This is a genomic window from Arthrobacter sp. TmtSoilC77, assembly GCF_059739415.1.
This window is the reverse complement of record NZ_AP046050.1, coordinates 714,530-735,021: the sequence shown is the minus strand read 5'-3', so window position 1 is coordinate 735,021 and position 20,492 is coordinate 714,530. Positions and strand designations below refer to the sequence as shown.

At 64.0% G+C, this 20,492-nt stretch carries 15 protein-coding genes; 3 read left to right on the top strand and 12 right to left on the bottom strand.

Annotation, left to right across the window (positions count from 1 at the left end; translation table 11 throughout):
- Positions 1–19: 19 nt before the first annotated feature.
- Positions 20–1,777: an IlvD/Edd family dehydratase gene (locus AC6I99_RS03550; protein WP_497960266.1), complete on the bottom strand. Its 1,758-nt coding sequence runs from the start codon at positions 1,775–1,777 to the stop codon at positions 20–22.
- 54 nt (positions 1,778–1,831) lie between these two features.
- Complete coding sequence (locus AC6I99_RS03545; RefSeq protein ID WP_497960263.1) at positions 1,832–2,599, bottom strand: SDR family NAD(P)-dependent oxidoreductase; 768 nt, start codon at positions 2,597–2,599, stop codon at positions 1,832–1,834.
- Positions 2,600–2,787: 188 nt separating this feature from the next.
- Here AC6I99_RS03545 and AC6I99_RS03540 point away from each other — a divergent pair, with 188 nt between their 5' ends.
- Positions 2,788–3,972, top strand: coding sequence for a Gfo/Idh/MocA family protein (locus tag AC6I99_RS03540; RefSeq protein WP_497960261.1), 1,185 nt, complete (start codon positions 2,788–2,790; stop codon positions 3,970–3,972).
- 72 nt (positions 3,973–4,044) lie between these two features.
- Here the strand turns inward: AC6I99_RS03540 and AC6I99_RS03535 are convergent, their stop codons facing one another.
- The 10 genes from AC6I99_RS03535 to AC6I99_RS03490 form a co-directional block, all read right to left on the bottom strand.
- Entirely contained in the window at positions 4,045–5,400 is a 1,356-nt protein-coding gene (locus AC6I99_RS03535) for an aldehyde dehydrogenase family protein (RefSeq protein ID WP_224166370.1), read from the bottom strand.
- Positions 5,401–5,478: 78 nt separating this feature from the next.
- Positions 5,479–7,440, bottom strand: a complete 1,962-nt coding sequence (iolD, locus tag AC6I99_RS03530) for a 3D-(3,5/4)-trihydroxycyclohexane-1,2-dione acylhydrolase (decyclizing) (protein WP_497960258.1) — start codon at positions 7,438–7,440, stop codon at positions 5,479–5,481.
- A gap of 184 nt (positions 7,441–7,624) precedes the next feature.
- Positions 7,625–8,758 (bottom strand): Gfo/Idh/MocA family protein, encoded by a 1,134-nt coding sequence (locus AC6I99_RS03525; protein WP_497960256.1) that lies wholly within the window; start codon positions 8,756–8,758, stop codon positions 7,625–7,627.
- 102 nt (positions 8,759–8,860) lie between these two features.
- The gene (locus AC6I99_RS03520) at positions 8,861–10,621 is read right to left on the bottom strand and encodes a hydantoinase B/oxoprolinase family protein (protein WP_497960254.1); all 1,761 of its coding nucleotides are present in this window, start codon (positions 10,619–10,621) and stop codon (positions 8,861–8,863) included.
- 2 nt (positions 10,622–10,623) lie between these two features.
- Positions 10,624–12,714: a hydantoinase/oxoprolinase family protein gene (locus AC6I99_RS03515; protein WP_497946682.1), complete on the bottom strand. Its 2,091-nt coding sequence runs from the start codon at positions 12,712–12,714 to the stop codon at positions 10,624–10,626.
- Between the two features lie 34 nt (positions 12,715–12,748).
- A complete protein-coding gene (locus tag AC6I99_RS03510; protein WP_497946683.1) occupies positions 12,749–13,648 on the bottom strand; it encodes a fumarylacetoacetate hydrolase family protein in 900 nt (299 codons plus the stop codon).
- Positions 13,649–13,650: 2 nt separating this feature from the next.
- Positions 13,651–14,946, bottom strand: a complete 1,296-nt coding sequence (locus tag AC6I99_RS03505; RefSeq protein WP_497946685.1) for an aspartate aminotransferase family protein — start codon at positions 14,944–14,946, stop codon at positions 13,651–13,653.
- A gap of 53 nt (positions 14,947–14,999) precedes the next feature.
- A complete protein-coding gene (locus AC6I99_RS03500; RefSeq protein ID WP_224166364.1) occupies positions 15,000–15,947 on the bottom strand; it encodes a C-terminal binding protein in 948 nt (315 codons plus the stop codon).
- A 265-nt stretch (positions 15,948–16,212) separates the two neighbouring features.
- On the bottom strand, positions 16,213–18,009 hold the full coding sequence (locus AC6I99_RS03495) for a sigma-54-dependent Fis family transcriptional regulator (RefSeq protein ID WP_224166363.1): 1,797 nt from the start codon (positions 18,007–18,009) through the stop codon (positions 16,213–16,215).
- 30 nt (positions 18,010–18,039) lie between these two features.
- On the bottom strand, positions 18,040–18,264 hold the full coding sequence (locus tag AC6I99_RS03490; protein WP_224166362.1) for a hypothetical protein: 225 nt from the start codon (positions 18,262–18,264) through the stop codon (positions 18,040–18,042).
- A gap of 131 nt (positions 18,265–18,395) precedes the next feature.
- Between AC6I99_RS03490 and AC6I99_RS03485 the strand changes: the two genes are divergently transcribed.
- Both AC6I99_RS03485 and AC6I99_RS03480 read left to right on the top strand, forming a co-directional pair.
- The gene (locus AC6I99_RS03485; RefSeq protein WP_224166361.1) at positions 18,396–19,058 is read left to right on the top strand and encodes a TetR/AcrR family transcriptional regulator; all 663 of its coding nucleotides are present in this window, start codon (positions 18,396–18,398) and stop codon (positions 19,056–19,058) included.
- 317 nt (positions 19,059–19,375) lie between these two features.
- The gene (locus AC6I99_RS03480; protein ID WP_497946686.1) at positions 19,376–20,407 is read left to right on the top strand and encodes an LLM class flavin-dependent oxidoreductase; all 1,032 of its coding nucleotides are present in this window, start codon (positions 19,376–19,378) and stop codon (positions 20,405–20,407) included.
- The last annotated feature ends 85 nt before the right edge of the window (positions 20,408–20,492 follow it).

Below are 20,492 nucleotides of genomic sequence, written 5' to 3'. Positions count from 1 at the left end.
GCTTAGTGGTCGCCGCGGCCTACCAGCCGCCCTGCCAACCGCTCATCAGGCCGTAGGGCAGCCGCTGGGGCTCCTCGTCCGGCAGGCCCTTGAGGAAGTCGAAGTCGCAACCTTCATGTGCCTGGTTGACGTGGTCGATAAAAAGCCGTCCGTAGCCACGGCGGTACTTCGGCTCGGGCAGCTTGAGCTCGGCGAGCCGGGCCTCGATCTCTTCCTCAGGAATATCGAGGTCAAGGCGCTGGTTTTCCACGTCCAGCACAATCGGATCGCCGTCACGGACAATGGCCAGCGGGCCGCCCACCGCAGCCTCCGGCGAAACATGCAGGACTGTGGTGCCGAAGGCCGTGCCACTCATTCGCGCATCGGAGATCCTGACAATGTCCCGGATGCCCCGCCGCAGCAGCCTCTCCGGAATAGGAAGCATGCCCCATTCCGGCATGCCGGGAGCCCCCACTGGACCGCTGTTGCGGAGTACCAGCACGGAATCCTCGGTGATGTCCAGGTCAGGATCATCGATCCTGCGGCCGAGGTCGTAGATGTCCTCGAACACAATCGCCGATCCCTTATGCTGCAGCAGGTCCTTGGAGGCTGCGCTCCGCTTGATCACCGCACCATTGGGGGCCAGGGAACCGCGAACCACGGCGATGCCGCCTGAGGCGTCAAAGGGGGCCTCGAGCGTGCTGACGACGACGCCGTCCGGCTCGGGTGCCGAGCTGTAGCCCTTTTCGAGGGACTCGCCGGTGACCGTGACGGCATTCCTGTTCAGCAACGGGTCCAACGCTTTCAGCACAGTGGGAATGCCACCGACCTGGAACAGTTGCTGCACCAGGTACTCGCCGGAAGGACGGACATTGACGATCCGCGGTGTCCGCTGCGAAATTTCGTGGAACCGGTCCAACTCCAGTTCGTAGCCAACCCTGCGGGCCAACGCCAAAAGGTGAACCACTGCGTTAGTCGAGCCACCCACGGCCATGAGCAACGTGATGGCGTTATCGAACGCTTCCTTGGTCAGGATCTCGCTGGGCTTCGGACCTGACAACGCCATTTCCACTGCCCGGCGTCCGGTGGCTTCCGCTGCTTGCCCGCGGCGAGAATCGACGGCCGGAATGGACGCAGTGCCGGGAAGGCACATGCCCAGCGCCTCCACAAGGGACGTCATAGTGGAAGCCGTACCCATTTCACTGCAGTGGCCGGCGGAGGGCTTGGCGGCGGATTCAAGCTCGTCAAAGTCCGCTTCCGTGATCTTGCCGGCCCGCAGTTCGTCTGCGTACTTCCATGTGTCCGTGCCGACGCCCAATTGCTTGCCCCGGAAGTGCGCCGGCTCCTGCGGGCCACCCGTCAGCATAATAGTGGGAATGTCTGCGCTGGCGGCGCCCATGAGCTGGGCCGGAACGGTCTTGTCACAGCCACCGAGCAACACGATGGCGTCCAGCGGGTATGCGCGGATGGATTCCTCAACGTCCATGGCCATCAGGTTGCGGAACTGCATGGCCGAGGGCTTCATCAGACTCTCGCCCAAGGAGATGGTGGGAAACTCCAGCGGCAATCCCCCGGCCATCAGAACGCCACGCTTGACGGCCTCGGCAAGGAGCTTGAAGTGGATGTTGCAGTTGACCAGTTCGGACCAGGAGTTGGCAATGCCGATGACCGGCCGGTCCTTAATGGCGAAGCGCGAGAAGCCTTCGGCCTGGATGGCTGTGCGGTGCACGAATCCGGTGAGGTCGTGAGGCGCGAACCAGCGTGCGCTGCGGAGATCGTTGTAGTTCAACTCGGACATATCCTTCAAAGCTCCTTGGCTTGTTTGTGTCTTGTGGGATCTTGGGTGAGGCAGTTACGCGGCCGACGTGCCGCCGTCGAACGCCATGCTGGTGCCGGTGGCGAAGGTGCCGTCCACCGCCAGGAAGTAGATGGCCGCTGCCACTTCTTCCGGATCCGCGAGGCGGTTCAGCGGGACGGTGCTTTCCTTCTGCTGGAGGGCCAGGACGGGGTCCGGTTCGGACTCCAGGCCCGAGCGCAGCATGGGCGTATCAATCGGACCAGGGCAGACCGCATTGACCCGGACATGGGGCGCCAACTCCACGGCGAGCGCCTTGGTAAGCCCCACGACGCCGGCCTTCGCGGCGCAGTAATGTGTCAGCCCGGCGACTCCCATGGTTGCGAGGTCCGAGGCAACGTTGACGATTGCCCCTCCCCCGGCACTGCGCATATGAAGGCCCGCTTCGCGGGCAACGTAGAACGTGCCGGAGAGGTTGGTGTCCAGCACCTCGTGCCAGCGATGCTCGTCCAGGTCCTCGAGGGGCGCGTAGCCGGCAACCCCGGCAGCGTTGACCGCCACGTCGAGGCCACCGAGGGAATGGATCGCTCCCCGGACGCCGTTCCTGGCTGATTGTGCGTCGGCGACGTTGGCAACTACTTGGTGCGCCACGCCGTCGATTTCCTCCGCGACCCGTTGCAGCTCTCCGGCGCGGCGCCCCATGAGCGCCACCCGGGCACCCCGCGCTGCGAAGAGCTGAGCGGTCGCTTCTCCTACGCCGGACGTTGCACCCGTGACGAGGACCCGCAGGGGTTCCGTTCGAATCCGTTTATTGCGGTCCATCATCGTCGACGGGCTCCTCTTGGTTGGCGTTGCTGGACTAGTACGTTCTACTCAAACAGCCGTAGGCCCTCGCCGGATGTCTCAGATTGAGACACAGCGCACACACGTTGCCTCCATAGGCTGATGCGCAGATGCCGCCTTTCTGTGCGGCACAACATCGCCGAAGAGCGGCAAGACCTAAGGAGTCCACTTTGGAAGACCAGAACCGAATTGGTGTTGGCCTCATATCGGTGGGGTGGATGGGGCGCCTGCATTCCCGCGCCTACCTCGCCACCAAGCAGTTCTTCCCTGAACTGCCGCGCCACCCCGAGCTTGTGATCGCCGCAGACCCCGACGACGCCGGCCGTCACCACGCCGAGGACGCGCTCGGTTACAAGGAAACAGCCACCGACTACCGCAAAGTTCTCGAGAACCCGGACGTCGACGTCGTCTCGATCTGCTCCCCCAACTTCCTGCACCACGAAATCGCCCTGGCAACCATCGAAGCCGGCAAGCACTTCTGGATCGAGAAGCCCATGGGCCGCAGTGCCCAGGAATCCCGCGAAATTGCCCAAGGTGCCGAGGCTGCAGGACTCATCACGTCCGTGGGGTTCAACTACCGGCATGCGCCGGCCGTGGCTGAAGCCAGGCGGCTCATCCGCTCCGGCGCTCTCGGCCGCATCACCAACGTGCAGATCCGTCTCCTCACCGGTTACGCCTCGGACCCCACCCAGGTCTTCACGTGGCGGTACGAGCAGGCCAGGGCCGGTTCCGGCGTTCTGGGCGACGTGCTGAGTCACGGTTTTGACCTGGCCCAGTTCCTGGTGGGCCGGATCACGTCGCTCAATGCCGTCACCGAAACCTTCATCAAGGACCGTCCGCTGCCCGCCGGCAATTCCTCCAACTCCTTCGACATGGGCCAGGCCTCTGACGTCACCCGTGAAGTGGAGAACGAGGACTATACCGCCATGCTGGCCCGCTTCGAAGGCGGCGCAATCGGCATGTTCGAATCCACGCGTGTCGCCATCGGCCCGCATGCCGAATACATCGTCGAGGTGTACGGCACGGAGGGCTCGCTGCGCTGGAACTTCGAACGGATGAACCAGTTGGAGCTCGCCACGGACCGCAGTGGATACCGGACAATCATGACCCCGCCGTCCTACGGCGAATTCGGGCGCTTCCAGCCGGGTCCCGGTCCTGGCATTGGGTTCAACGACCTCAAGACCATCGAGGCAGCGCTGTTCCTGCGTTCGGTGGCCGAAGGCAAGCAGCTCGGCCCCTCGGTGGCTGACGGGTGGTCGGCATCCGAACTGGTGGATGCCTCGCTGAAGAGCGCCGGTTCCGGTGATTGGGTGGAGATTCCGGAAGTCTCCGGGAAGACCACGTACGGAGCCTGAGACTGAACAAGGGAGGCCGGATCGCGATGATCCGGCCTCCTTTGTGCTGCGCTGATTTTGCTGCGTTGAAAACTACTTGGCGAAGCGGAACAGCTTCTTGTTGGCGAACTCCAGCATGCCCACCTTGCCCAGTTCCCGGCCGTAGCCGGACTTCTTGATGCCGCCGAACGGCACGTCCGCACCGCTGAGGTCGTAGGCACCTACGAACACCATGCCGACGTCGAGCTGATTGCCGACGCGCTCGGCGCGGTCGATGTCGTCGCAAATCACCACGGAACCAAGGCCATACGGCGAGGAATTCGCGAGCTTGATCGCTTCATCGTCGGTGCTGACCTTGTAGAGCTGTGCAACGGGACCGAACAGTTCCTCGCTGTAGACGTCCATGGACGGGGTGATGTTGGTGATCACCGTCGGGGTAAACACGTTGCCCTTTGGCTCATTGTTGCCCACCAGGATTTCGGCGCCCTGGTCCAGCGCACCCTGCACCTGGGAAGCCAGGAACTTGGTGGCTGAATCGGAGGACATCGGGCCGAAATCGCCGTTCTCGTAGGACTGGCCAGCAATGGCGGCCTTGAACTTCTCCGAGAACTCGTCGAAGTACTTGTCCAGCACCACGATCCTCTTGGAACCGTTGCACGACTGCCCCGTGTTGCCCATGCGGCCCATGACGGCCTTCTTCACCGCGAGGTCCACGTCGTCAGTGTCCAGAACCAGGAACACGTCGGCTCCACCAAGCTCGAGGACGCACTTCTTCAACGCGCGTCCGGCCTGCTCAGCGACGATCGCTCCCACCTGCTCGGAACCGGTGAGCGAGACACCCTGCACACGGTCATCGGCAATGATGTCCGAGATCTGCTGGTGCGTGGCAAAGAGGTTGACGTAGGCGCCCTCCGGGAAGCCTGCATCGCGGAAGAGTTCCTCCAGGGCGAGCGCCGACTCCGGGCACTGGCTGGCGTGGCGGACGATCACCGTGTTGCCCAGGATGATGTTGGGGATCGCGAACCGTGCCACCTGGTAGTAGGGGTAGTTCCACGGCATGATGCCCAGGATCACGCCGAGGCCCTGGTAGCGGAAGAAGGTCCTCAGCCCGTCAGCAACCTCGAGTTCCTCGTCCGCGAGCCATTCCTCTGCATGTTCTGCAAAGGCTGCCGCGATGGAGCCGGAGAACTCCGCTTCGCCTACGGCCTGCTGGAGCGGCTTGCCCATTTCGCGGTTGATGATGGCGGCAAGCTTGTCCTTGCGGGCAACGAACAGGTCCGCGAGGCGCTTGGCCATGGCCGCGCGTTCGGCGACCGTAGTGGTGCGTGACCAGTCCTGGTAGGTCTTCTGGGCTGCGCTGAGTCCGGCCTCGACTTCTGCGTCGGTGGCTGCGGGGTACTCGGCGTGAATGGTTCCGGTGGCCGGATCAGTAACGGCAAATGCGCTCATGATGAATGCTCCTTGGTCAATAAATCCCGTAAAAGACACGGGCGGGACCGCCGGATATAGCGGTCCCGCCCGGTGCGCTTAGCGCGTTTCAGGTGCGGTGGTGGCAGCGTAGAAGCGCTGACGCTCACGGCCCTTGAGGTGCTTGGCGATACCCTCCAGGGTGTCGGGTCTCTCCGAGGTCATCGGAGCTCCAACGTCCCAGAAGGCGCCGTTGCCGGAAAGATAGCGCCACGGCTCCACGCGGGCCACGATCACAGCAGGACCTTCGACTTCCTTCGCCTCGGTGAGGGCGGCCGAGAACTCCTCGATCGTCGTCGTGGACCAGGCAGCACAACCCATGCTGGCCGCGTTGGCCGCGATGTCGAAGTCGAGGATGGCCCCGTCCAGTCGGCCGGACTCTTTGCTGCGTTCCCGGTACTGGGTGCCAAATTCGCGGCCCGGACCGCCCTTGGCAACCTGGAGGGGCCAGATGCACTGGTGTCCGCGGTTGTCGATGACGATGGTGATGATCTTCTTGCGTTCCTGGACAGCCGTGACCAGTTCGGTTGGCTGCATGAAGTAGGTACCGTCACCGATCAGGACATATACCTCGCCCGGCGAATCGGGACGGGCCAAACGGTAGCCGAGGCCAGCCGGGATCTCATGGCCCATGCAGGAGTTGGCGTATTCAAAGTGAATTTCGGTGCCGTTGGAGGGATCCCACGCCTTATGGATGCCTTCAACCACGCCGCCAGAGCCCAAAATAAGGGCATCCTCCTTGGTGGTGCGCCTGTTGAGCACGTCGATCACCTGTGCCTGGCTCATCAGTTCTCCGGCGAAATCCTGGAGATCGTGCTTGCGAACTTCCAGCGTGGCCTTGCGTGCGTCCGCCACGTCGCTGCGGAACTCTTCCGACGTCGAGTACCCGACGGCGGCGAGCCGCTCTCGCAGGGCGGCCAGGTTAAGCCTGGCGTCACCGATGACGGGGAACGAGCCCATCTTGTGGGCGTCGAACGAACCCACGTTGAGGTTCACGAACTTCACGTCCGGGTTCTGGAACAGCGAGTGCGAGGCCGTGATGAAGTCCTGCAGGCGGGAGCCCACGGTGACCACCACATCCGCACCTTCGGCGATCTCGTTGGCGCCCACAGTTCCAGTCACACCCAATGCCCCGAGGTTAAGGTCGGTGATGGGTCCGCTGCCCTTGCCGGCGTAGGTCTCGGACACCGGGATGCCGAACTCGGCGCTGAAGCGTGCCAGTTCTTCCTGTGCCTTGGAGTAGCGGACGCCGCCACCGGCGATCAGCAGCGGTCGCTTGGCGTTGCGGATGATTTCTGCGGCGTCGCGGAGCTCATCCTCGACGGCGGGACGCCGGCGGATGTGCCAGACGCGCGGGGTGAAGAAGGACTCCGGGAAGTCGAATTCGGCGCCCTGGATGTCCTGCGGCAGGCAAACCACCACGGCGCCGGTTTCCACAGGATCGGTGAGTACGCGCATGGCCTCGGGGAGGGTGGACAGCAGCTGGGCCGGGTGGGTGATCCGGTCGAAGTACCGGCTGACGGGACGGAAGCAGTCGTTGGCGGACACGTCGCGCTCAACGGGGTGTTCGATCTGCTGCAGCACGGGGTCGCCGAACCGGTTGTTGATGATGTCCGCAGGGAACAGCAACACGGGGAGGCGGTTGGTGGTGGCCGTCGCGGCACCCGAGATCATGTTAGTGGATCCCGGTCCGGCGGAGGCCGTGCAGGCCAGCGTGGCCGCTCGGTTGGAAGCCTTGGCGAAGCCGATGGCCGCGTGGACCATGGACTGCTCGTTTTTTCCTTGGTAGTGCGGGAAGTCCACGCCGTATTCGTCGATGCCTTGGGCCAGGCCCACGGAGTTGCCATGGCCGAAGATGCCGTACATGCCGGCGATCAGGCGCCGTTTCTCGCCGTCCAGTTCGCTGTACTGGACCTGCAAATACTCGACGATCGCTTGTGCGACAGTGCGGCGGCGGACGGCCTTTTTATCGGCTGCGATATTGACCTCGGTGCCGAGATCAGCAGCGGCTGTGCTAGTCATGCGTTCTCCTAAATTCGTAGGTGCGTCGGCACTTGCAAACCGATTCGCCCGAACATCAGGTTTTCACCGCGGGGAGGCAAAGTTGTGTCCCAGTTTGGGACGCAGCCCCTTTGCCCGGACACGCAAAAACAGCAGCCGACGGCGGCACGTAGGTACCGCCGTCGGCTGCTGTTTAGTTGTTGAGTTAGTCGAAGCGGTAAGGCTCCTGTGGACCCACGGAGGGCAGCGGCCGGGGACGCTCGCAGGTGCTTTCGATTTCGATGTGCTTGCCCTGCTCCGAGGATGCCTCGAAGGCGAGGAGGACCTCCAGCACGTGGTAGGCGAAGTCGCCGCCCGTCCGGGGCTCCACGCCGTTGCGGATGGCGTAGCCGAATTCGGCCAGGCCGATGCCGCGGTAGGCGTCGTCACGGTGGGTGATGGGCGTTTCGCGCCAGTCGCCACCGCCGGGAGGGGTCATGTCCAGCGCGAGGTCGCCCGGCTCGCCGCGGCGCAGCACTGGAGCGCCGGAGAAGTGGTCCGGGTTCGGCGCGGCCAGGGAGCCGCCGGTGCCGTAGATCTCCAGGTGCGGCAGGTTGTGGTTCCAGATGTCCCAGCTGACAATTACGGTGGCAGCAGCGCCGGACTCGAAGTCGAGGGTGCCCGTGACGTGCGTGGGGGTCTGGATCTGGATGACTTCACCCTCTTTGCCCGGGCGGGGACGAGTCTCGGACGAACGGGGCGTGGTCGCGGAAACCCGCTTCACCGGGCCGAAAAAGTTCACAAGGTTGGTGATCAGATACGGTCCGATGTCCAGCATGGGGCCCGCGCCGGGGCTGTAGAAAGGGTCCACGTTCGGGTGCCAGTTCTCATAGCCGCGGCAGGCGAACGAGGCGAAGGCTGCCACCGGCTCGCCGATCCAGCCGTCGTCAATGAGCTTGCGGCTGGTCTGCATGCCGGAACCCAGGAACGTGGTGGGCGCGGAACCTACCTTGACGCCGGCTTCCCGGGCTGCGTCCAGAATCTGCTTCGCTTCTTCAAGGGAGGTTGCGAAGGGTTTTTCGGAAAGGACGTGCTTGCCGGCAGCGATCGCCTGGAGCGTGACTGGTGCATGGAGCTTGGGCGGCGTGAGGTTGAGGACCAACTCAACGTCCTGATCTGCCAGTAGCTCGTCCGGGGTGAGAGCCTTGGGAACGTCGTACTCGGCAGCGCGCTTCCTGACTGCCTCGGGGTTCACGTCCGCGAGCGCCACGATCTGGACGTCGGGGTGGACGCCGATCTTGTCCAGGTATTGGTTGAGGACGTTTCCGACGCCGATGATGCCGACTCGAATGGGTTCCATGTGAATCTCCGTTTAATGATTGGTGGAACATCCCGGGGCGAGGAATATACCTCGCCCCGGGATGAGTTGCGATAGGCCGGTGCTAGTGGCGATAGCTCGGTGCTAGCCGGCCAAGCGTTCCTGGCGGGTCAGGGCCGTTGCTGCTTCGTCGACGGCGCCGTCGGTGATGACCACGCCGTAGTGTGCGGCCGCGGCTTCGAGGGTCACGCGTGATTCGCGATAGTCGTCGAGCACTGCCAGGACGTCGCGTTCCAGCGGGTCGCCGTAGCCACCACCGCCGGGGGTGATGGAGACGACCTTCTCGCCCGACTGCAGGTCGTAGCGGCCCACCACGGGGATTTCGTGGCGTTCGCCGGTCTTGAGGTCTTCCACCCAGGCTGAGGGCTCGGCGCCATCGTGGCCGCCACGGACACCCTTGGGCGGATTGATCTTGCCTTCGATGCCGTAGGTGAGGGTGACACTCTCGCCGCGGGGTTCCATAGTGACACGCGTGGCGAGTCCGCCGCGCTGGCGGCCGGCACCGCCGGAGTCGGCCACCAGGGTGCGTTCGTGGACCAGAATCGGGTAACGCTGCTCGTCCACTTCCACGCTGTCGTGGTACAGGAGGGCCCCGCACACGGGTCGCTGGTAGGTGGGCCAACCATCAACGTACGGGGTGGCCGGACCACCGACGCCGCCTACCAGGATCTGGTTGACGTAGGGGTTGCCGTTGCGTTCGTCCGTCCCGGAGATGACCGACTTGGCAGGCGCCTGTCCGGCTGCGCCCTCGGCGGTGCCGTAACCGTCGTCGATCTGGGAGAAAGCGGCCTGGACGATGTTGACCACTCGGTCGGCGAGGTTGGTGGTGCCCGACGAGCAGGAGTAGGGGTGCTTGGGAACACCCACGGCACAGCCGTCACGCAGCAGCACCTCCACGCGGCGGAAGGTTCCGGCGTTGCTCGGCAGGTTCTCCGGGATGCCGGAAAGGATCCCGGCCAGCGCGGCGCCGGTGGCCGTTGCCTTGGTGAGGTTCAGTCCGTTAGGCAGGTTGTCCGGGTTGTCGCGGAGGTCGATCACAACCTTGCCCTGCTTTGGCTTCACCTCGAGGGTTGCCTGCAAATGCACGCCGTCCGGGCCTGTGCCGGGGAAGGGATCGTGGGTGGAGGTGCCGTGGAGGACGTATTCGGGCAGCTTCTCGATCGCGCTGGCCGTCAGGCGCTCGGAGTAGTCGAACCAGGCGTCCACGAAGTCCACCAGGTCATCCACGCCGAACTTTTCAGCGAGTTCGTGGATGCGGCGCTCGGCGATGCGCGAGGCTCCGACGGATGCCAGGTAGTCGCCGTACCACTGGTCGGGAACACGGATGCGGGACCGGCACATGCGGATGATGTCGTCGATGTCCGTGTAGTCGCGCTGGATCCGCACGCAGGGGAAGATCAGTGCGCCTTCCTCGTAGACGTCCCGCGCGGTGGCAAAGAACGTGGTGGGAAGCGAGTTGCCGCAGTCGGCCTGGTGGGCCTTGGTCACGGCGGTGAAGAGGTGGCGTCCCTGGATGAAGATGGGTACCAGGATCACGTGGTCTGCAGCGTGCGAGTTACCCATGTAGGGGTCGTTGTGCAGGAACGCGTCGCCTTCCTTGATGTCTTTGTGCAGCTCAACCATGTCTTCGCCCAGGGGGCCGGCACCGAAGACGTGCACGGGCACACCTTCGGCGGCAGCGAGCAGCTGGTTGTCCGCGGTCAGCACGGCACAGGAGAAGTCGCGGGCCGTGTTGATGACGGATGAGCGGGCGGAGCGGAGCAGGCCGCTGGTCATCTCGCGGACAATGCCGTCGAATGCGTTGGCAAGGACCGAGAGCTTTACGGGATCGAATTCGCGGGTCACGGTTACGCCTCCTTACGGGTGAGGTAGATGTTGGATCGTTCATCGAGCGTGGCGTCCCACTCCGGCGGCACGACGATGGTGGTGGTGGGCTGATCGATGACGGCCGGTCCTACGATCTTGTCGCGCGGGGCGAGCGTCACGCCGCGGTAGCGCTGGGTGCTGAAGGGTTTGCCGCCAAAAACAATGCTGTCCGTGCGGTGGATTTCCGCGGTGCGGCTGAGTTCACTTTCGGACTTGGTGTGCTCCGACCGGGGGATTTCCACGCGGACACCCCAGGTGATGATCTCCACGCGGCTGTCCGGATCGTGGGTGCCGTTGCGGCGGTCGTGCTCCTCGTGGAAGGCGCGCTCGATGATGCCTGCCGCATCGCCGGAGGTGTCCGGGGCGGCGTCGAGGTAGACGCGGAGGTCCCAGGCCTGCCCGGGGTAACGGGCGTCCACGAAGTATGTGACCTTGGGTGCTTCGCCCACGCCGTCGAACCGCTTCACGAAGACTTCAGCCTTGGCCGTCAGGTCCTCGACTGCCCGGGAGGCCGAACCGGCGTCGAAACTGCGGGTGTCGTTGTGCAGCGGCGAGAGGAACTCGGTAGCGATCGGTGCGCGGTGGGCGCCGTAGGCGGCCAGGACGCCGGCGGTAGCCGGGATCAGGACGGTGTCGGCTTCCAGGAGCCTGCCGATGATCGCTGCGACCATGGCGCCTGCGCCACCTCCAGCAACAATGAGCGCACCCCGGGGGTCAACGCCCTGTTCGAGAGCAGACTGGCGGATGGCGGTAGCCATGTGGTTGGCGGAGACATCAAGGATGGCTTGGGCGGCCTGAAGAGTGTCCATCTTCAAGGGACCGGCAATGCGGGTATCGATGGCCTTAATGGCGGCCTCGCGGTTCAAGGTGAACCCACCTTCAAAGCCTTCTGTGTCGAGATAGCCAAGGGCCACACAGGCGTCGGTGACAGTCGGCTCTTCGCCGCCGCGGCCGTAGGCTGCCGGGCCGGGGGTGCTGCGCGCACTCTGCGGGCCTACGCGAAGGAGGCCACCGCCGTCGATCCAGGCGATGCTGCCGCCACCGGCGCCGATGCTCGAGACTGCCACGGAGGACAGGCCAGTGAGGTGCCCGACGAACGGCTCGCCCAGCCAGGCTTCACGGGTGTGGCGGACCACGCCATTCTCGACCAGGGACACATCGAAGGTGGTGCCGCCCATGTCGCAGACAACCACTGTGTCGTGGTCCGGAGCCGCCGCCGCGCCAACCAGTGGAGCCATGGACGGGCCGGAGTTCAGCAGCAGTACCGGGCGGTCCAGTACATCGGCGACGTCGAGGACGGCACCCTCGGAGGTAACCACCAGCAGGTCGCCGGCGAAGCCGTACTTCTGGAGGTCGGAGCGGAGCTTGCCCAGGTGGTCGGCCATCAATGGCTTCAGGGAAGCATCGATCGAGGCTGCCGAGGAGCGGCGGTATTCACGGATGGTGGGGTTTGCCGCGTTGGAGAGCGTGTACGGAACGCCGGGCAGGATCTCCTGGATCAGCTCGGCAACGCGCTTCTCGTGGGCATCGTTGATGATCGACCACAGGAAAGAGACGGCCACAGCTTCAATGCCCTGTTCCTTGAAGGAACCCAGGACTTCCCGTACCTGCTCTTCGTCCAGCGCCACCAGGATGTCGCCCTCGGAGGAGATGCGTTCAGTGATCTGGAAGGTCAGGTAGCGGGGAATGTAGGGCGGCGGGTACGCGGCTTTCGAGTCGAAGGCGTCACGACGGCCACCTTCGCGGAGCAAAAGGGTGTCGGCAAAACCGTCTGTGGTCAGCAGCGCTGTCCTGGCTACCTTGCCGGTGAGCACTGCGTTGGTGGCGTGGGTGGTGCCGTAGACAATGACGTCTGCATTGCGCAGCACGTCGTCACCGCTCCAGCCAACGGACTCGGCAGCGCGGCGGACCGACGCTTCGAAGCCGGTGAACACGCGGTCGTAGGTGGTCAGCGCCTTGCCGACCGCCATGTCGCCGCTGTTGGAACCGACCACGACGTCGGTAAAGGTACCGCCGGTGTCGACGGCAATGCGGTACCGGGCCTCACCTGGTTGTGTCTGTACTTCACTCATGGGTCTTCATTACTTTCGTAGGGCTTGCAAGGGATTAGAGCTGGGGTTTGCCAACGGTGTTGCGGAGGAGTCCAACCTTGTCGATCTCGATTTCCACCGTGTCGCCCGGTTCCAGCCAGACAGGCGGGTTCCGCTTGGCACCGATGCCCTGCGGGGTTCCCGTGGCAATGACGTCGCCTGGTTCCAAGGTGAGGAAACTTGAAAGATAGGAAACGATGCGGGCGATCGGGAAGATCTGGTAACTCGTGTTGGAGCGCTGCACTTCGATGCCGTTCACGCGGGTGGCGAGGTCCAGGTTCTGGGGATCGCCCACTTCGTCCAAGGTGACCAGTGCAGGGCCCCACGGGGTTGACCCGTCAACGGCCTTGCCTGCCAGCCACTGGGTGCCGCGGTACTGCAGGTCCCGGGCGGTGACATCGTTCAGCGGTGCAAGCCCGGCAACGTAGTTCAATGCTTCTTCTTCGGGGACCTCGCTGGCCTTGCGCCCGATCACCACAGCGAGTTCACCTTCAAAGTCGAGGTTCTCGCTGACCTTCGCACCGCCGATCTCGTCCTCGGGCCCAACCATGGTGGAGGCGAACTTGGCGAAGACGTCCGGGTACTCCGGGAACGCGCGGCCGGTCTCGGCAACGTGGTCCTTGTAGTTCAGGCCGATGCAGAGCACCTTGGAGGGATTGGGCACAGGTGTTGTCAGCCGGATATCGGCCCGGACACCCACGTGGGCTTCCGGGTCCTGGCCGGCCAGTGCGCTGACCTCGGCCGAGACGGCCTGAAGCCGGTCGCCGTAGAGTTCCAGGAATTCCCGGACGGTGGTGGTGGCTCCGTGCACTGCCTGGCTGGAACCCTGCAGCAGCAGTTCCAGGTCGTAGACGGCGTCATCGATCAGGACGCCGCCGCGGATACCGGATTCGTGTTCGTAGGAAACGATCTTCATGGTTAGTTTGCGCCTTCCGTGGTGGGAGCGTCCGAGGCGACCGCCAGTACGGCGTCGGCCAGGCGATCAGCGATGTCGTCGACCACCTTTTCGTCCATAGGCGTGGACAGGGACAGCAGGTTGGCCGGAGAACCCAGCAGTCCGCGCTCGTAGGAGGCCCACCACAGCTTGTGCTGGGTGTGCTCGTCCACCTTCTCCGCTCCGGCCGGAACCGCGCGGAGGAGCGAGCCGCTGCCACGGATCTCCCAGCCGGCGTCGGCGATCCTGGCGTTGACCGTTTCGCGGGCGGTGTCGCCCAACTGGTTCAGGCGCTTGACCTCATCTTCGGTGTAGAGGCGAAGGGCCACGGATCCGGCGGCCATGCTGACCGGGTTGCCGGAGAACGTGCCGCCGTGGGGAAGGCTGCCCGGGCGGGTGGGGTCCACTTCGGCCATGAGCTCGGCCTTCCCGCAGACCGCTCCGACGGGGAATCCGCCGCCGATGAGCTTTCCCGTGGTCAGCAGGTCCGGGGAAACACCGTATTCACCGCTGAAGCCGTTGTAGCCGAGGCGGAGGCTGATGACCTCGTCGATGATCAGCACAATGCCGTAGCGGGTGGCGAGTTCCCTGGCGGTCCGGACGAATTCCTCGTTAATCGTGAGGAGGCCGGCGCGGTTGGGCAGCAGGTCCAGGATGATGGCGGCGTAGGCGTCCGGAGCGGATTCAACCGCTTGGCGCAGGAATTCGACGTCGTTCAGCGGCACCGCTGTGACGTCGTCGATCACGCCGCGGGTCACGCCGCGCTGGTAGGAGGGTCCGCCCGGAACCAGGGCAACCTCTGACGTTCCGTGGTAACCGCCCTTGGTGACTATAACGCGCTCACGGCCGGTGCTGGCACGGGCGATGCGGATCGCGGACATGACGGCTTCGGTGCCCGAGTTCGCGAAACGGACCTGGTCCAGCTCGGGAAGGCGGCCGAGCAGGAGTTCGGCGAGTTCCCATTCGTAGAGGTTCGGGATGCCCCAGCTGGCACCGGTGGTGAGGGCCTTGGTGGCGGCTTCGGTGATTTCCGGGTGGGCGTTGCCGTGGATCAGGGAGGTGAAGTTGTTGTTCGCGTCGATCAGTTCACGGCCGCGGTCGTCCCACACCCGGTAGCCCTCGCCCTTGATGGCGTAGGGGCTCGGAGCGCCGGTGTAGTACGTTGACCGGCCGTAGCCGCCAGGCAGCAGCGGGAAGCCGCGCGGCCCACGGCGCAGGTGTGGATCCTCTGCGGGGTTCTGCAACGCAGCGAGGTCTTCCAAATGGTTGGTGGTAGCCAAGTCGGGTTTCTCCAGTCTTTTGATTCACAAGTCTTTTCAGGTGACGGGTCTTCTCAGTTCACGAGGTCGATGAGCGGCTGGCCGGTCAGCGCGAGGCGTACCCGCTCTACGGCACCGTCCTGCAACGCACCCGTTGACCGGTTGGAACGCCATGCGATGTGCGGCGTGAGGATGGCGTTGGGTGCCGTGCGCAGGGGGTGATCAGCCCCGAGCGGCTCCTGGGCGAAGGTGTCGATTCCGGCGCCTGCAATGTGACCCGAGGTCAGCGCCGAGGCGAGCGCGGCTTCATCGATGAGGCCGCCGCGGGACACGTTGACGATCACTGTGCCTTTGCGCATTTTCGCGAGCGCGTCGGTGGAGATGAGGTTCGCCGTTTCATCGTTCAGCGGCAGATGGAGGGAAACGACATCGGAATTCTCCAGGATGTCTTGCAGCCCGGTCATCTCCACGAAACTCTCCGTGACAAAGGGGTCATAGGCACGGACGCGGGCTCCTACAGCCGAGTACATGCGGGCCACATGCTGCCCGATGCGGCCCATGCCCAGGACGCCGACCTCAAGCTCGGACAGGACAGGGGTGTCGTAGCCGATGGTTCCGGCCCAGCCAAGGTTGTCAATGGCGTCGTTTCCGGCAGGCAGCCGGCGCGCCAGCGCCAGGCCCATCGCGAAGGCATGGGAGGCGACTTCCTCCGACGCGGTGCCGGGAACGATAGAGACCGGGATGCCCGCTTCAGTTGCCGCGGCGACGTCGATGTTGTCGTAGCCGATTCCGTACCTGATCACTGCCCGGCACTTGCCCATCAGCGGGAAGTCGGCGGCAGTGAGCTTGGCGTAGGGCGTGATCATCACAATGTCGGCTTCGGGAAGCCCTGCACGGAAGGCGTCGGTGTCTGCCGCGGGGTTGAGTGTGTAACCGAACTCCTCCGCGAGCGCGTGCTCACGGGCCAGGTCCGGGAAATGGTGGGGGGCCACAAGAATGGTTCCCTGGGCATCGCGGGTCATAGTCAGTCGTCCTGTTCGTGTTCGTACCCTCGGTCGCTGCCGGACACTCCTTGGGACGGGTGCCGGTGTCGGGTGATTTCCAGTACAACGCGATATCGGGGCGGCCGTCCGTGCCATATCGAGACACCACAGTGGGACACCGTGTTCCACCGACTGGGGAGAGCCGGGCAGCACAAGGGGCCACTCGTCGTCGGGCCTTTCGCCACCTGGGCAGCGCGGAGCAGCCGGCCCCCTTTGGAGGTCGGCTGCTGCTCCCTGCGTGGCGTCAGAGGTCGAAGCCGCGGCTGCGGAAATAATCCATGCGCCGGTAGAGTGTGGAGCGCCCGATCTGCAAGGTCTCCGCTGCCAGGCTGCGGTTACCTTTTGCTTCCTGCAGCGCAGTGCGCAGCTCGCTCAATTCTGCATCCTCAAGGCGGGAGAGCCTGCCCTTTGTCAGGGCGCGGTGGAACCCTTGTGGCAGGTCGTCCACTGTTACCTCGGCGCCTTCCGCACGTTCGACGGCGTTGGAGACGACGGCGCGGAGCTGGTCGATGTTGCGTGGCCAGTCGGCGTGGGTGAGGGTGGTGACGAGCCTCCGGGACAGGCGCCGCTCCCCCAGCTCTTGCGCTATGGCGTTGGCCAGTTGCGGGATGTCTTCCCGCCGGTTGCGCAGGGGTGCCACTGAGATCTCGAGAACATCGAATGCCTCGGACAACAGCAACGTCGCATCCGTGGGACGCGTAACGGTGAAGATGATCCTGGTTGCGGAGTTGCCGCGAAGGTTGCGGGCAATCTCACTGGCTTCGTTCTGGGAGAGCTCATCGGCATGCTCCACGATCAGCGTCGCGGGAAGCTCGGTGGCCACCCTGTGCAGGACATCGTTAAAGGTGGCGTTCCTGAGGTCTCCGTTGCGGGCGTCGACAACCATCTGTCCACCACGCAGCGATGCAATGGCACCGGCCAGACGCAGCTTCCCGCTGCCCAGCTCACCGATCATCACCACGGACCTGTCCTGGTCTACGGCTTTACGCGCCAGGTTGAGTGTGCGTTTGAACTCCGTGCTGGTGCCATCCACGTGCTTCAGCAATCGTTCAGCGGTCCCTTCCGGCGATGATGCCAGGAGGAGCGGGGCGCTGCCGGAAGCGACGGTGCGACTTTTGGCGGGAGCGTGGGGTCGAACAACAACAATGGCTCCGACGTTTGCAGCAGACAGCGTCACTGGTGAAATTTCCAACGTAGAATGTCCCGGGCCCTCGAGCATGACTTCACAATTCATCTCCCGGCCGGAGGACATCACGGCTTTGGCGTAGCCCGAGACGATGGAGAAATCGCCGTCCACCAACGTCGCTGTCGCCGAAGCGTTCTGGAGCGAGTTCTTGCCGTCGACGGCGATAACGGCCCGGTTGCCCCTGCGGCGCGAGATCCTGAGGTACTCGCTGAGGAGAGCCCGCTCCCTGGACGAGGTCCGCACCTCAATGTCGCGCTCGATCCGTGAGGCAACGCCTTCGAGCATGAGCAGCGTGGAGGAAGGTTCCAGGGTGCTGACCCGGTTGGCAGGAAGCGTCAGCCCGATGACCGCCCGAACGCGGTTATGGAACGGATCCCGAACCAAAGATGCGAAACACCAGTTGCCCCGCATGTCCTCACGGAAGTGTTCTTCCGGGGCCAGCCAGACCCCACGCCCTTCTTCCAATGCCAGGCCTTCGCCGTTGCTTCCGCAGCTCTCCTCCAGCAGGGAGTACCCGGCGGGGAACCCGTCATCCCGCAGGAAATTGGCCTTGACCAGCACTCCGTTCGGGGCCGTGATGTTGACGTAACCGCCAAGGTCGGCAGCCACTTCATCCAGTTTCTGCAAATGAGGGCCGGCCGCTGCGATGGTGTACTCGTCCACCCGTCCCTCGTCAAAGAATCCGCGGTCGGCGAATGCATCGACGCCGGCAGCGCGGCTGCGGTACCAGGAGCGGGCGATGATGGGGCGGATACCGCTGAGGTCAGCGTGGGGTTGCATCAGGAAGAGCTCGCGGACGCGGTTGGTTTCACGTGGGGTTTCATTCGGCCACGGTGACAGTACTTCTGCAGACATTGGGGCAGGTTCTCCCTTTGTATATGCGGGTCAGGATGCCAGTGCCGGGCCGGTGCCGCCTGGCTTGATCTTTCGTGGGTGCCGCCGCGGCAGAATTGGACGGAATGCCTGCAGTGCGCTCCAGTTCTCGTTCAGTGACGCGTTGTCCTCCAGCGCCCGTGCGCCGATGTACGCGGCAACCATTCCGGAAAGCCCGCTTCCGAGGATGACGTTGCTATTGCGAGTGGCCCCCAGGCTCGTGTTTTCGGTGACCATTGCTTGCTCTCCGCTCAAACGAATTGGGATGGTGGGTGCATGTGCTCCGCGCCACTTCCAGACTACCTAACTAACAGACGTTAGGGAAGTGCTGAAGGCAATTTACCTAACGAGTGTTAGGATGGCGAATTATGAGCGTGAAGTCCTACGAAGCCGCCTCCCGCGCCTTCGAATCGCAACTGAAGGAATGGAACTGGACGGGACAGAAGGCGGGCCGCCAGAACATCCTTGAGGCCTTCCTGCAGCTCGCCATCGCCAACGGTTTCAACTCCGTCTCGATGCGGACCATCGCCAACGCCGTCAACATCAAGCCGCCCAGCCTCTACTCGCACTTCCCTGACGGCAGGGACGAAATCGTTGCCGAATCGCTCCGCTGGCATTTCCACCGTTTCGGCGTAGCCTTGCTCGAAGCCATAGAGCCGGCCCGCAACGCGGACGAATTTTGGGACGCTATGGTCAAACTCCACTTCACGCGGCAGGTGCGATTGCCGGAAAGTAACCTGTGGGACCTCCTGGTTGCGACAGACAGGATGGCCGGAGTTCTCCCCAAGGAGCTGCGCGCCCAAGTCGATAACTGGGTCACGCTCCATGAACAGATGTATGTGGCCGCGGCACGCGATATAGGCTGCCCCGACGCCGAGGAGCATGTCAGGGTGGTCATGACCCTGCTTGAGGGCGCCACCCGCTGGGCCCCCCGCGACTGCACCGACGCCGAGCTTGAAGAGTTGGCGGACCGTGCCGTCACCTTGTCCCGGGCGATTCTGGCTGTGGACTTCGAGTCCCCAACCGCTTAGCCTCTGGTTGCGGCGATTTAGTTCATATGAGCCGCCAGGGGATACCATGCCCACACCCGGCCCCGCACATTCAATCGCCTGCTACCGCATTTCAAACCCGGCGCCGAGCCGAGCTCCAACCCCTACTCGAACTCGTCCAGAAGCCCGGAACGGCCGATGACTTCCGGCGGGGCTCCGCCTGTGGGTCTAAAGGTCTTCGCAGGCCTGCCGCGCACGCACCCTCAGCGAGCCCATCACAAAAGGTAACGTCCCGCCGTCGTCTCCGGTACCGGGATCTATTCTGGGCAGTAACTGCCGATCGATCGCGAAGGAAGTCCATGCCAAGCCCCGAACTCCCCCTCCGCAAGCTTGGATTTCTCACTATCGGCCTTTTCGACCCCGCCGATCCGGCTGCAGGGCACCGTTCAACGTTGGAGATCATCGAGCTCGGTGAGCAGTTGGGGTTCGACAGTGCGTGGCTGAGGCACCGTCATTTGCAGTTCGGGATCTCCTCCCCTGTCGCGGTGATGGCCGCCGCCAGCCAGCGTACGTCCAGGATCGAGCTCGGTACCGCGGTCACCCCGCTGGGTTGGGAAAATCCTTTGCGCCTCGCGGAGGACTTGGCCACCGTGGATCTGCTCGCCGGGGGACGGATCAATCCAGGGCTGAGCGTGGGCGAACCCATGCACTACGACACCGTGAAGCATGAGCTGTTCCCGGATTCCTCAGAAACAGAGGACTTCTCCTATAGCCGCGTGGAGCGCTTTGCCCGCTTGGTCGCCGGCGAAAAGGTTCGGGAGTTCTCCGGCAAGCAAGGCGTTGTGGAGGAATTCTCCAACCGTGTGGAGCCACACTCTCCCGGGCTGAGAAGCCGCCTTTGGTACGGCGCGGGCCGCATGAAGTCGGCCGTCTGGGCCGGGGCAAACGGCTTCAATCTTCTGTCCAGCAGCGTGATTTTCCCGGATGAGAACCAGGAACCTGACTTTGCCAGGGTCCAACAGACGCAGATCCGTGCGTACCGGCAGGCAGCCGCAGCGTCCGGAAACACCCCCCGGGTCTCACAGGGCTTGGTGGTGATCCCCACCGATTCTGCTTCGGATGCCCAGCGTGAAAAGTACCAGCGCTACGTTGATGAACGCACTCCCCGGACGCGGGCGCCCCAAGGGCCGAAGGGCATGCTGTTCGCCCCGGATGTGATCGGCACCAGCGCTGAAATCGCCGAGCAGCTGTACGCCCATGCTGGGTTCCGGGAAGTCGACGAGGTAGCTTTCGCACTGCCGTTCAGCTTTGAACATGAGGACTACGTGCAGATCCTCACCGACATCGCAGCAAACCTGGGGCCCGCATTGGGGTGGAAAGCCGCCGGATGACGAGGTGCCCGGATGACGAGGTGCGATGACCGTTTCCGGGCCGAATTCTGGTGTAGAGCCATGGTTAGCCAGCAATTCTCGGGCG